This is a genomic window from Pseudomonas sp. MYb13 (genome assembly GCF_002980075.1).
Classification (GTDB): Bacteria; Pseudomonadota; Gammaproteobacteria; order Pseudomonadales; family Pseudomonadaceae; genus Aquipseudomonas; species Aquipseudomonas lurida.
Window position 1 is genome coordinate 247,015 of record NZ_PCQI01000006.1, and the last position, 13,305, is coordinate 260,319.

At 60.1% G+C, this 13,305-nt stretch carries 12 protein-coding genes; 6 read left to right on the forward strand and 6 right to left on the reverse strand.

Annotated elements, in window-relative coordinates:
* The first annotated feature begins 87 nt into the window (after positions 1-87).
* Both CQ002_RS14210 and CQ002_RS14215 read left to right on the forward strand, forming a co-directional pair.
* Entirely contained in the window at positions 88-1,980 is a 1,893-nt protein-coding gene (locus CQ002_RS14210; RefSeq protein WP_105162837.1) for an alkaline phosphatase D family protein, read from the forward strand.
* A gap of 137 nt (positions 1,981-2,117) precedes the next feature.
* Positions 2,118-3,131: a sensor domain-containing diguanylate cyclase gene (locus CQ002_RS14215; protein WP_098467346.1), complete on the forward strand. Its 1,014-nt coding sequence runs from the start codon at positions 2,118-2,120 to the stop codon at positions 3,129-3,131.
* 12 nt (positions 3,132-3,143) lie between these two features.
* On the opposite strand, the gene CQ002_RS14220 is transcribed toward CQ002_RS14215, so the two are convergent.
* Positions 3,144-4,172, reverse strand: coding sequence for an amino acid ABC transporter substrate-binding protein (locus CQ002_RS14220; protein WP_034109290.1), 1,029 nt, complete (start codon positions 4,170-4,172; stop codon positions 3,144-3,146).
* 144 nt (positions 4,173-4,316) lie between these two features.
* Here CQ002_RS14220 and CQ002_RS14225 point away from each other — a divergent pair, with 144 nt between their 5' ends.
* The 4 genes from CQ002_RS14225 (at position 4,317) to CQ002_RS14240 (ending at position 8,053) form a co-directional block, all read left to right on the forward strand.
* Positions 4,317-5,210, forward strand: coding sequence for a LysR substrate-binding domain-containing protein (locus tag CQ002_RS14225; protein ID WP_105162838.1), 894 nt, complete (start codon positions 4,317-4,319; stop codon positions 5,208-5,210).
* Between the two features lie 89 nt (positions 5,211-5,299).
* Entirely contained in the window at positions 5,300-6,550 is a 1,251-nt protein-coding gene (locus CQ002_RS14230; protein WP_034109292.1) for an aspartate aminotransferase family protein, read from the forward strand.
* A 209-nt stretch (positions 6,551-6,759) separates the two neighbouring features.
* Positions 6,760-7,263 carry a DUF6622 family protein gene (locus CQ002_RS14235; protein ID WP_105162839.1) on the forward strand — a complete coding sequence of 168 codons (504 nt, stop codon included), beginning with the start codon at positions 6,760-6,762 and terminating at the stop codon, positions 7,261-7,263.
* A gap of 70 nt (positions 7,264-7,333) precedes the next feature.
* A complete protein-coding gene (locus CQ002_RS14240) occupies positions 7,334-8,053 on the forward strand; it encodes a hypothetical protein (protein ID WP_105162840.1) in 720 nt (239 codons plus the stop codon).
* 125 nt (positions 8,054-8,178) lie between these two features.
* Here CQ002_RS14240 and CQ002_RS14245 read toward each other — a convergent pair whose 3' ends face one another.
* From CQ002_RS14245 to cyoB, 5 genes are all read right to left on the reverse strand, one after another.
* Positions 8,179-9,270 carry a pyridoxal phosphate-dependent aminotransferase gene (locus tag CQ002_RS14245; protein WP_105162841.1) on the reverse strand — a complete coding sequence of 364 codons (1,092 nt, stop codon included), beginning with the start codon at positions 9,268-9,270 and terminating at the stop codon, positions 8,179-8,181.
* Positions 9,271-9,415: 145 nt separating this feature from the next.
* Positions 9,416-10,303, reverse strand: a complete 888-nt coding sequence (cyoE, locus tag CQ002_RS14250) for a heme o synthase (RefSeq protein ID WP_003194050.1) — start codon at positions 10,301-10,303, stop codon at positions 9,416-9,418.
* Between the two features lie 11 nt (positions 10,304-10,314).
* Positions 10,315-10,656 carry a cytochrome o ubiquinol oxidase subunit IV gene (gene cyoD / locus CQ002_RS14255; protein ID WP_017734785.1) on the reverse strand — a complete coding sequence of 114 codons (342 nt, stop codon included), beginning with the start codon at positions 10,654-10,656 and terminating at the stop codon, positions 10,315-10,317.
* Positions 10,656-11,282, reverse strand: a complete 627-nt coding sequence (locus tag CQ002_RS14260) for a cytochrome o ubiquinol oxidase subunit III (RefSeq protein WP_010206435.1) — start codon at positions 11,280-11,282, stop codon at positions 10,656-10,658. The genes cyoD and CQ002_RS14260 overlap by 1 nt, the downstream gene beginning before the upstream one ends.
* A gap of 3 nt (positions 11,283-11,285) precedes the next feature.
* Positions 11,286-13,304: a cytochrome o ubiquinol oxidase subunit I gene (gene cyoB, locus CQ002_RS14265; protein ID WP_034109296.1), complete on the reverse strand. Its 2,019-nt coding sequence runs from the start codon at positions 13,302-13,304 to the stop codon at positions 11,286-11,288.
* Between the last annotated feature and the right edge of the window lies 1 nt (position 13,305).

The following is a 13,305-nucleotide window of genomic DNA, read 5'->3' on the forward strand; positions in this document are numbered from 1 at the left end:
CGGCCCTTCGTATTGCCCTGTTAACAAAACACTGACATTCACTGCGATAATCTTGCCGGTTCAATCCAGCCTGGAATCTTTGCCTGCATGCCGCACCTCGACACACTGCCCGCCGTATTGGCCGGCCCACTGCTGCGACGCCTCGAACCTCGGCGCCTGGTGTTGTGGCTTGTCGGCAGCCGAGCACTGACGTTGACGCTAACGCTGCATCTGCCCACGCAGACACGGGAGATCACACTCGACCACTGCCAAGTCGTACCGGTGGGTCGCCAGGCGTTTATCCACTTGATCGATGTGTCGCTGGATGACGCCCTGCCCCTGGACGTGGAGATCAGCTACGACCTGTTGTGTGACGACGGCGGTATCGCCGACTGGGCCCCGCACCTGCTGTACGCCAATGCCCAATTACCGAGTTTCGTTTTGCACGGCCGTATCCATCAGTTGGTACACGGCTCGTGCCGCAAACCCCATCACAGCGCCGACGAAGGCCTGCTGTGCGTCGACCGCCTGCTGGCCGACGCCCAGACCCCGGCCGACCGCCCAACCCTGCTGATGATGAGCGGCGACCAGGTGTACGCCGACGACGTGGCCGGGCCAATGCTGCGGGCAATTCATGCAGTGATCGACCGTCTAGGCCTGTTTGACGAATACCTGGAGGGCGCCGTGGTAGACGACAGCGCCACCCTCTATGGGCATCGTGCCAGTTACTACCACCGTGCCGACCTGCTGCCGGCACTGGACAGTAACGAAACCCTGCGTGAGCGCTTCTTTGGGGGCGTGAAAAAGCCCATCTTCACCAGCAGCACCGCGGACAATCATCTGGTGACGTTCGCGGAAGTCATCGCGATGTATCTGCTGGTGTGGTCACCCACGCCATGGACGCTGATCACGCCCCAAACGCCGCAACTGAGCCCAGAAGAACAGCAGCGATATGCCCGCGAACAGGTACAGGTCGACCGATTCCGCGACGGCCTGCCGGGCGTCGCGCGGGTCTTCGCCCACCTGTCGACCTTGATGATCTTCGACGATCACGACATCACCGACGACTGGAACCTCAGTGCCCAATGGGAAGAAACTGCCTACGGCCACCCATTCTCCAAACGCATCATCGGCAACGCCCTGCTGGCCTACATGCTGTGCCAGGGCTGGGGCAATCAGCCGGATGCATTTGGCGAACAGGTGAGCCAGACCCAGGCGCTCACCCACCGGGCCCAGGCCAACCACCTCGAGGCCGTCGCGCAGGATGAATTGATCGATACGCTGCTCACGTTCCAGCAGTGGCATTACGTCTTGCCCACCACCCCCGCCCTGGTGGTGCTCGACACCCGCACCCGTCGTTGGCGCAGCGAGTTCACCCTCAAGCAACCCTCCGGCCTGCTGGACTGGGAGGCCTTGAGTGAACTGCAACAGGAACTGCTGGACCACCCTTCGGCCATCATCGTCTCGCCCGCGCCGATCTTTGGCGTCAAGTTGATCGAGACGGTGCAGAAAATCTTCAGTTGGTGCGGCCACCCGTTGCTGGTGGACGCCGAAAACTGGATGGCCCATCGCGGCGCGGCCCATGTAATCCTCAATATCTTCCGTCACTCGCGTACACCGGGTAACTACGTAATTCTCTCCGGGGACGTGCACTACTCGTTCGTCTACGAGGTGCTCATCCGCCATCGCAATGCCGGCCCCAGGATCTGGCAGATCACCAGCAGCGGCATCAAGAACGAGTTCCCCCCGCGCCTGCTGGAATGGTTCGACCGCCTCAATCGCTGGCTTTACTCGCCGCGCTCGCCCCTCAACTGGTTCACCCGTCGCCGTACCATGCAGGTAGTGCCGCATATCCCGGAGCATGCCGAAGCCGGCGAGCGGCTATGGAACTCGGCGGGGATTGGCCAGGTGTTTTTCAATGAGCAGGGCCAGCCTGAAGCGATCTACCAGCACAACGCAGATGGCAAGGCGCGGACGCGGATGGAAGCCCCGCAGCAATAGCTAATGGCCACCAACCTTCAGCGGTGCACCCGCCCTATTCAAAGCAACCAGGCCACGTTGTACAGTAGCGCCAGCCACGGAGTATCGGCGTCAACATCGGCTGGTCTTGAATGCCAGCCCAGGCAAGGAACGCGAAGATGGGCGATACCTCCGACAACAATCCGCTGAAGCAAGACTTCTCTCACTTCAACGCCGACATGCTGCACACCGTACTGGAGTTGGTCAGCGACGGAATCTGGGATTGGAACGCCAATACCGGGTTCGTCTACCGCAGTCCAGGGTGGTACGAAATGCTTGGCTACCACCGCCATGCGCTGGAGAACAGCGTGTTCACCTGGGAGAACGTGATTCACCCGGACGATTACGCCCAGGTGATGAAGCTGTTTGACGACTACATCCACCGTCGCGCGCCCCACTACCAAGCCGAGTACCGTTGCCGCAAAAAGGATGGCAGCTATTTGTGGATCGAAGACCGGGGCTACGTGATTGCGCGCAATGCCGACGGCTCGGTGGCGCGCATGGTGGGGGCACACCGCGATATACACCTCAGGAAATGCTCCGTTGAACAGTTGGAACGACGCAATCAATCCCTTGAGGCATTGGTGGCTGAACGCACGCGCGAACTGTCGCGGGTCAATCAGCAATTGCAACTTCAGCTGGATGAAAACCGCGCCCTGGCCGAGCGGGATGCCCTGACCCTGGTTGCCAACCGCTACCTTCTGGAAAAAGTATTGCTGCAAGCGTGCGACCGCGCCCAGCGCTTTCGGCTGCCGCTGGCGTTGATCGCGGTGGATATCGATAACTTCAAGCCGATCAATGACCGGTACGGTCACAGCGTGGGCGACCAGACGCTGGTGCGGGTGGTGGCGTGCCTTCAAAGCTGCCTGCGCCCGGCTGACCTGCTCGCCCGTTGGGGAGGTGACGAGTTTGTACTGGTGCTGCCCAAAACCTCGCTGGAGACCGCCACCGCACTGGCGCAGCGCATTCACCAGACAATGAGGAGCACGCCACACGCGGGTGATTTCAACGTCACCCTGAGCCTGGGCGTTGCCGAGCGTGAGCGGGATGAATCCCCCGCGGCCCTGATGGCGCGTGCCGACCAGGCGTTGTATCGCGCCAAGGCTGCGGGGAAGGATGGGGTGTCGCAATGACACCCCGGCGTGTTATCGAACCGGCGGCGCGTACTGGATACCGCCGTTGTTCCATAGCGCATTGAGGCCGCGCTTGATCTTCAGCACGCTGCCCTGGCCGATATTGCGCTCGAACACTTCGCCGTAGTTACCCACTTGCTTGACGATCTGCACCACCCAATCCTTGCGCAGTTTCAGGTCCTTGCCGTATTCACCGTCGGCCCCCAGCAGCCGTGCAACATCCGGGTTCTTGCTGGTCTTGGCCTGCTCTTCGACGTTCTGCGAGGTGATGCCCATTTCCTCGGCATTGAGCATGGCGAACAGGGTCCACTTGACGATGCTGAACCACTCGTCATCGCCTTTGCGCACCAGCGGCCCCAACGGTTCCTTGGAAATCACTTCCGGCAACACCACGAACTCGTCCGGGTGGGCCATCTTGATGCGCTGGGCGTAGAGGCCCGACTGGTCGGTGGTCAGCACGTCGCAACGCCCGGCTTCCAGGCCCTTGGCGCTTTCGTCGGCGGTGTCGAAGGTGATCGGCGTGTACTTCATGCCGTTGGTGCGAAAGTAATCCGAGACGTTGAGTTCGGTGGTGGTGCCCGCCTGGATACACACGGTCGCACCGTCCAATTGCTTGGCACCGGTGACGCCCAACTTGTTATTCACCAGGAAGCCGATACCGTCGTAGTAAGTCACGCCGGTGAAGACCAGGCCCATGCCCGAATCACGCGAGCTGGTCCACGTGGTGTTGCGCGAGATCAGGTCGATCTCACCGGACTGCAACGCAGTGAAGCGTTCCTTGGCAGTCAGTTGGGTGAACTTCACTTTCGACGCATCGCCGAATACGGCAGCCGCCACTGCGTGGCACACGTCCACATCGATACCGGTCATCTTGCCTTGGCTGTCCGGTACGCCGAAGCCCGGCAGCCCATCGCTGACGCCGCATTGGATGAAGCCTTTTTTCTGGATCGCGTCCAAGGTCACGCCCGCCTGCGCGGTGCTCGCCAGGCCAAGCGCGGCGGCGGTGCCAATGGCGGCCAACGTCATTTTGAATGGGTTCATGCAAGGCTCTCCCTGTCATTCCTTATTATTCGGCGCCGCACAGCCCGCGCCGGTTTATAGTGCTGCCGGGCAGTATCAACGGCTTTACGCCGCTGCCACAAACGACCTTTAGGCAAAGGCTCCTTCCGATTTGGAATGAACTGCATGATTTCAAAACGCTTGACCCCTTCGATGACCGCCCTGCAATGCTTCGAAGCGGCCGCCCGCCATTTGAGTTTCACCCGCGCCGCCGAAGAGCTGCACCTGACCCAGAGCGCAGTGAGCAAGCAGGTGGCGCAGTTGGAAGAGATGCTCTGCCATAACCTGTTCGAACGCGTGCGCCAGCGCTTGTACCTGTCGCCGGCGGGGTCGCTGTACTTGGCAGAAGTGCACAAGATCCTGACCCAAGTGGACATTTCCAGTCGCTACATCCTCACCTACGGCGGCGAAACCGAAGTGCTGCGCATCGCCACCCAACCAACCTTCGGCGACCGTTGGCTGGTGCCCAAACTCAAGACATTTGCAGCGAAACATCCAAATATCCACTTGGATGTGCGCAACGAGTTGGAGCCCTTCGATGTGCTGCAGGCCAAGGCCGATATCGCGTTTTTCTTCGGCCAGGGCTCATGGCCGGGAGCGACCTGCATCGAGCTGTTCCGTGAAGCCGTGGTACCTGTGTGTGCACCGGGTTTCGTCGCCGAGGGCAGCGATGCGTCGTCGCACCACACGCTGCTGCAATGCACCTCGCGCCCGGAAGCCTGGCACGAATGGTTCCTGGAACAGGGCCTGCACTCGCAGAACAGCTACCACGGACCGCGCTTCGACACGTTCTACATGTGCATTCGCGCGGCGCAGTCAGGCTATGGCGTGGCCTTGGTGCCGCAGTACCTGGTGGCCGAAGAACTGGCCCAGGGCAGCCTGGTGATTCCGTGGAACTATGCGATGCCCAGCAGCGGCGCGCACTTTATCGCCCACGCCGAACATGCCGGCGAGATTCCCAAGGTGAAGGCCTTCCTGAACTGGATGGTGGAATACATCGGCGCACATCCCGACTTTTAATAATGACCCGGCGACTTTATTTCGTTTGCGACAAAGGCAGGCGCCCGGCTTAGATAAAAACAAGCCCGTCACTGCCGAGTCCCCGATTCATGAGCCGCGAAACCATCAGCCAATCGATCTCCATCGTTCACCCCATCAGCCTCAGCCACGGTAAAAACGCCGAGGTCTGGGACACCTCGGGCAAACGCTATATCGACTTTGTCGGCGGTATCGGTGTGCTCAACCTCGGCCATTGCCATCCTGGCGTGGTCGAAGCCATTCGCGAGCAAGCCACCCGGCTGACTCACTACGCGTTCAACGCTGCCCCACACGCGCCGTATATCGAGTTGATGGACCGCCTGACCGCGTTCATGCCGGTGGACTATCCGGTCAGCGGCATGCTCACCAACAGCGGCGCGGAAGCGGCGGAGAACGCGCTGAAGATCGTGCGTGGCGCCACCGGCCGTACCGCAGTGGTCGCCTTCGACGGCGCTTTCCACGGCCGTACCCTGGCCACGCTCAACCTCAACGGCAAGGTGGCGCCCTACAAACAAAAGGTCGGTGTACTGCCGGGCCCGGTGTATCACTTGCCCTACCCCAGTGCCGACAACGGCGTGACCTGTGGCGAAGCGCTGAAGGCCATGGACCGCCTGTTCAGCGTGGAAATCGACGTCGCCGATGTGGCCTGTTTCATCATCGAGCCGGTGCAGGGCGAAGGTGGCTTTCTCGCGCTGGACAGCGAATTCGCCCAGGCCCTGCGGCGCTTTTGCGATGAGAACACTATCCTGCTGATTGCCGATGAAATCCAATCGGGCTTTGGCCGTACCGGCAACCGTTTCGCCTTCTCGCGCCTGGGTATCGAACCCGACTTGATCCTGTTGGGCAAAAGTATTGCCGGGGGCGTGCCGTTGGGCGCGGTGGTGGGGCGCAAGGCGCTGATGGACAACTTGCCCAAAGGTGGACTGGGCGGCACCTATTCCGGCAATCCCATCGCATGTGCGGCGGCACTGGCCACCCTCGATGCAATGACCGATGAACACCTGCACGCCTGGGGCTCACAACAGGAAGAAGCCATCGTCAGCCGTTATGAAACCTGGCGCGCACAAGGCCTGACGCCCTACCTCGGTCGACTGACCGGCGTGGGTGCGATGCGCGGCATCGAGCTGGCCAACGCCGACGGCTCACCCGCGCCCAAACAGCTTGCTCAATTATTGAGCCTGGCGCGGGACGCGGGGTTGTTGCTGATGCCCAGCGGCAAGGCGCGGCACATCATCCGCTTGTTGGCGCCGCTGACCATTGAACCTGCGGTGCTGGAGGAAGGCCTGGATATCCTCGAGGCCTGCCTCAAGCAGTTGGACTAGTCACGCGCATCGGCAGGCTTGCCCCGCGGGAATTTCTCGCGCACACCGATCGGGACGTTGCGCATGACGAACGCCGCCGCGCAGGTGCAGGCCATGCCGGGGTCAATACTGACACCGCGTGTTGATAGGGGTCTGGGCCAAATCGATGGACACGGCCTAGAGCGCTCGACGACTATCGCCCCCCTCCCATCACCGCACGCAGGCACATCATGCTCGATATCCTCCAAGGCACGCCCATCTGGGTCTACGCCATTTACCTGTGGATCTGCTACTACGGCATCAAGGCCTGCCTGGGCGGCCGCGAGAATCGCCGCTCGCTGGTGCTCCTGCCGGTGGTGCTGGTGGTGTGGTCGTTGATGTCGCTGGCGCCTTCAATCTTGTCGAGCAGTGCCTGGGTTGGCGGCGCGGTGCTGGGCAGCCTGGTGGGGATGCTGCTGTTCAATCCGCGAGGCGCACGGCTGGATGCCAATGGCGAAACCCTGGTGTTGCCAGGCACCTGGAAGACCCTGCTGATCTCGCAGTTGTTCTTTGCGGTGAAGTACTACTTCGGCTACCAGCAGGCGGTGCATCCGTTGCTGCTCGGCACGCCGACGATGCTGATGGCGATGGGTGGCGTGTCAGGCTTTACCGTAGGCCTGTTTTGCGGGCGGGCAGTCCGGCTGCAACGGGCGCTGACGGCGTTGCGTCGGGATAAGGGCATTGTGCTGCCTTGACCTGCTCCCCCTCCCCCCTGAAAATGCCCGACGCTTTTTTGTCCTCGTTTACTGAAGTAGTGAAATTTCAATGTCCGATTCTTACACCGAAAAATCCGCCACCGAAGAATCCGTAGTCGCCTTGCACGCCAAAGCCGAATACGAAAACGCCATCAATCTTTCACAGCATCTGCCAGCGGCCAAGATCATCAGCGAGATGGTGCTGGACGCTTTCCACACCTCCAAGGAAAGCGACCAGATCCGCGAACTGCGAGTGGCCATCCGCCAGGCCCACGATGCCTTCGACGACGACAAGGCCTACGACCTGATGGGCCAGCTCAAGCAATTGAAGGATGCCGAGGCTGCCGATAACGCTGCACTGGAACACCTGAGCACCCAGTTCTCGATCAGCCGAATCCTGTCCAGCTTCAAGGACGACCCCGAGTTCCAGGAGCTGGTCTATGGCCTGGCGTTGAAAGTGCTGAACCAGAGTCACCAGGCCATCAGCAACCCAAGCGCCGGCAAGACCAAGGCGTCACGGCCCAAGAAGGAAGCCGAAGTGTTTGTGATCAGCAAGGATGGCAGCAGCGTCACCCTGCCGCTGCGTACACCGCGCTCGAAACTGAACGTCGATCGTGAGGCGTTCGAGTTCCTGGGCTTCAGCTTTGTGGGCGATGGGGATGAAGCCGAGCTGGAAGTCGAGAGCTTTGTGGATAACTCCGGTGCTGAACAGCCGCTGAGCCGCAAGAGCGTGATTACTGCGTTGCAGCAGCAGACGGCGTTCGCTGGGTACAGCATCGCGCAGCAGTGACCTGAAACACCGCAAGCCTGAATGTGGGAGCTGGCTTGCCTGCGATAGCATCACCTCGGCATCACTGATACACCGAGGCGTTTGAATCGCCGGCAAGCCAGCTCCCACATTGGGTTTGTACTGAATCAAACGCCCCGTTCAACCTGCGCGAATACCTCGCGAAACCGCGCCATCTCCCGCTTGTTCCCCACGGTCACCCGCACCCACTGGGGCCAGTCCTTCCACACCCGCCCGATCATCACGCCTTGCGCCGCCAGTGCCTCGATCACCTGCTCCGCCGGTTGTTTCACGTCGATCATGAAACAGTTGGCCTGTGACGCCGTGCACGTGAACCCACGCTCTTGCAGCCAGGCCACGGTCTCATCGCGCTGTTGTTGGTTGAGCGCCTTGCGTTGTGGCAGCAGTTTCACGTCTTCCAGGCTGGCGAGGCCGCCGAGCAAGGTGGTGCCCGCCGGGACGTTATCACCGCCGAACACCGCCAGCCGCTCCAGCAGCGCCGGGTGACCGATCGCCAGGCCCAGGCGGGCGCCGGCCATGCCGTAGATTTTCGAGAAGGTGCGCAGCACCAGCAGGTCATCGTGGTCCTTGACCCAACTGACGACGCTGGGTACGTCGGCGAAGTCGATATAAGCCTCGTCCACCACCAGCACGCTGCCTTTGGGTTTCTCCGCCAATGCCTGGCGGATGGCCTCGGTGGGGGTGATGGTACCGGTGGGGTTGTTGGGGTTGCACAGGTACAACATGCCGGCCTCGGGGTCGGCGGCGAGCATGGCCGGAATATCGTGGGCGTGGTCGGCGCTCAGGCTGACTTCCTTCACCGGTGCCTTGTTCGACTCGGCCGCCTGGCGCGGTACTTCGTAGGACGGTGTGGCCATCACCAGCCCTCGGGTCTGGCGGGTGAATGCCAGGACGGCATAGCGCAGGGCTGCCATGGAGCCCGAAAACACCGCCACCTGCTCTTCCGACAGGCCTTGCTGCTGGGCAAACAGCGCGGCCAGGGCGTACATGTGTTTGTAGGGATAACGCCCGGATGCGGCAATTCCCTGCTGCATGGCCTCACGGGCGGCCCGTGAGGGTCCGTAGGGGCTTTCGTTGTAGTTGAGCAGCACCTTGTCAGTCGTGTTCGACGGCGGGCTGGCAACAGCCCAATCAAGGCGCCCCAGCAAAGGCAGGGCGGCGCCCAGGGCGAGAAGGGACCGACGACTTACGCTCACCATGTGGCTACTCCTTGTTGGCGGGTGATGGATTCGCACAGCGCGTACAGAGAGGTATGACGAGAAGTACGCCCGCGAATTTAAACCCGCGCCCAAGAAAAAGCCCCGCGCTTCTCTCGAAGGCGGGGCTTTTTCACTGCGGTACCACTCAGTGAGCGTAGGTCAGCAACAGCTCTTTCGGCACTTGGAAATCCAGGGACATCATCACGCTGAGCGCGGTGATGGTGAAGATCGAGAACACGAACAGCTTGCGCGCCCAGACGGTGTCGTCCACCGCCTTGTAGCCGGTCCAGGCCATGTACAACCAGTACATGCCCATGGCCGCGGCGACGGCAAGGTAGCTCATGCCGGCGTAGCCACTGAAGGTCAACATCAAGGTCGCCACGAGGAAGGCCAGGATGTACAGCAGGATGTGTTTCTTGGCGACCTGGATGCCGCGTTTGACCGGCAAGACCGGAATCGAAGCAGCCAGGTAGTCATTGAAGCGGAAAATCGCGATGGCGTAGGAATGCGGCATCTGCCACAGGCTGAACATCACCAGTAGCGTCAGCGCGGCCATGTCGAAGCTATTGGTTACAGCCACATAACCAATCACCGGCGGCATCGCCCCCGACAGACTGCCCACCAGCGTGCCGTGAACCGACTTGCGCTTGAGGTACAGGCTGTAGAGGCCGACGTAGATGACAAAGCCGATCACGGCAAACAGCGCCGCCAGCGGATTGGCCACCTTGTACAACAATGCCACACCGGCAACACCCAGGACGGTCGCGTAGATCAGTGCCAGTTTCAGGGAGATGAGGCCCTGGACCAGCACGCGATTCTTGGTGCGCTCCATCTTGATATCGATGTCACGGTCGATGCAGTTGTTGAACACACATCCGGAAGCTACCACCAGGGATGTGCCGATCATTGCAGCCAGGAAGATGGCCAGATCGACATGTCCCTTGGAGGCCAGGAAGAAACCGCCCGCCACAGAAAGCACGTTACCGAAAATGATCCCCGGTTTGGTGATTTGGATAAAGTGCTTAAGCGACATCGGGTCTTACCTCACTTCGCCATCATGAACGTATGGATGCTGAACATGATCCATATCGACAGGCCAACCAGCAGCAGGATTACTAAGCCTGCGAACACGAACGCAATCACGTTATCGCGCTGCTCTTTAGAACGATCCAGGTGCAGGAAGTACACCAGGTGAACCAGAACCTGAATCACCGCGAATGCCAGCACGATCATCAGAGTGATCGACTTCGGCAGGGTCGGGTACATCACCAGACCGAACGGGATGAGCGTCAGGATTACCGACAGGATGAAGCCGATAGCGTACGACTTAACGCTGCCGTGGCTCGAATCATGGCTGTCATGGTCATGGGAGTGTGCATTAGCCATTACAGAGTCCCCATCAGGTAAACAACGGTGAAGACGCAGATCCAGACCACGTCCAGGAAGTGCCAGAACAGGCTCAGGCAGCTCAGGCGAGTCTTGTTGGTGTTGGTCAGGCCGTGTTTATTGACCTGATACATCATCACCGCCATCCACAGCAGGCCGGCAGTTACGTGCAGACCGTGGGTGCCTACCAGCGTGAAGAACGCGGACAGGAAGCCGGAACGGTGCGGGCCGTAGCCTTCGGAGATCAGCAGGTGGAACTCGTTGATCTCCATGCCGATAAAGCCCAGGCCGAACAGGAAGGTCAGTGCCAACCAGCTCAGTACGCCTTTCTTGTTGCCCTTGTAGAAGGCCAACATGGCGAAGCCGTAGGTGATCGAACTGAACAACAGCAAGGCGGTTTCGCCGAGCACGTAGGGCAGTTCGAAGATGTCGTGGCCCGACGGGCCACCCGCTACGTTGTTTACCAGTACCGCGTACACCGCGAAGATCGACGCAAACAAGATGCAGTCGGTCATCAGGTAGAGCCAGAAACCGAAAACGGTCATCGGCCCCGAGTCGTGGTGATGGTCATCGTGCCCATGGTCATCGACATGGGCGTGTCCAGCATTGGTCACTAAGTTCGACATGGTTTAAGCCTGTTCCAACGAGGTTTCTACACGGTTGGCCGGGATTTTCTTCTCGGCGACCAGGCGAGCGTGTTGCTCGGCTTCGATGCGTTCGATCGTCTCGACCGGCACCATGTAGCCTTGATCATCACGTGCAGCGTGGACGATGAAGTAGCCGATGGTGCCCACCAGGCTCGCGATTGCCAGCCACCAGATGTGCCAGATCATCGCGAAACCGAACACGGTCAATAGCGCACCCATCACCACGCCAGTGGCGGTGTTGTTTGGCATGTGGATCGGTTCGTAGTGCTTAGGACGCTGGTACGCAGTACCGTCTTCCTTGGCTTCGGTGAACGCATCAATGGTGTTCGCAGTAGGGATCACGGCGAAGTTGTAGAACGGTGGTGGCGACGAAGTCGACCATTCCAGGGTGTGGCCATTCCATGGGTCACCGGATTCGCAAGCGTTCTGCTTACGGTCACGGATACTCACGTACAGCTGGATCAGCTGGCAGGCAATACCCACAGCGATCATCACCGCACCGAACATGGCGACGTACAGGTACGGCACCCACTCAGGGTTGGTGGTGGCGTTCAGACGACGGGTCATGCCCATGAAGCCCAGAGCGTAGAGCGGCATGAACGCGACGAAGAAGCCCGAGATCCAGAACCAGAATGCAGCCTTGCCCCAACCTTCGTGCAGCTTGAAGCCGAACGCTTTCGGGAAGTAGAAGCTGAAACCAGCGATGTAACCGAATACAGCACCACCGATGATCACGTTGTGGAAGTGAGCGATCACGAACAGGCTGTTGTGCAGTACGAAGTCAGCACCTGGAATGGCCAGCAGTACGCCGGTCATGCCGCCGATGGCGAAGGTCACCATGAAGCCCAGGGTCCACAGGACCTGGCTGGTCATGCGCAGACGACCGTGGTAGATGGTGAACAGCCAGTTGAATAGCTTCACCCCCGTCGGGATGGAAATCAGCATCGTCGCCAGGCCGAAGAAGGCGTTGACGCTGGCCCCCGAACCCATGGTGAAGAAGTGGTGCAGCCAAACCATGAAGCCCAGTACAGAGATCGCGCCCGATGCGTAAACCATCGAGTGGTGACCGAACAGGCGCTTGCCGGTAAAGGTCGAGATCACTTCGGAGAAGATACCGAACGCTGGCAGGATCAGGATGTACACCTCAGGGTGACCCCATGCCCAGAACAGGTTCACGTACATCATTGGATTGCCACCAAGTTCGTTGGTGAAAATGTGGAAATCCAGGTAACGGTCAAGCGACAGCAGCGCCATGGTAGCGGCCAGGATCGGGAACGAAGCCACGATCAGGACGTTTGCCCAGGTGCAGGTCCAGGTGAAGATCGGCATGTCCATCAGTTTCATGCCAGGGGCGCGCATCTTCAGGACGGTGGCCAGGAAGTTGACCCCCGTCAATGTCGTCCCGAGCCCTGATAACTGTAGCGCCCAGATGTAGTAGTCCACACCCACGCCAGGGCTGTATTGCAGGCCCGACAATGGCGGATACGCAACCCAACCGGTCTTGGCGAATTCGCCGACGCCCAGGGAAACGTTGATCAGCACAACGCCGGAAACCAGCAGCCAGAAGCTCAGGGAGTTCAGGAACGGGTAGGCAACGTCACGGGCACCAATCTGCAGCGGCAAGGCAAGGTTCATCAAGCCGGTGAAGAATGGCATCGCCATGAAGATGATCATGATCACACCGTGGGCGGTGAAGATCTGGTCATAGTGTTCAGGTGGCAGGTAGCCAGGCGAACCCTCGGTGGCCATGGCCAACTGGGTACGCATCATGATGGCGTCGGCAAAACCACGCAGCAGCATGACCATGGCAACGATGACGTACATGACGCCGATTTTCTTGTGGTCGACCGAAGTCAGCCACTCGGTCCACAGGTAGGTCCACTTCTTGAAATAAGTGATTGCTGCAAACAGTGCCAGACCACCCAGCGCGATCATGGCGATGGTCACCATTACGATCGGCTCGTGGAACGGGACCGCATCCCAACTTAATTTACCAAACATC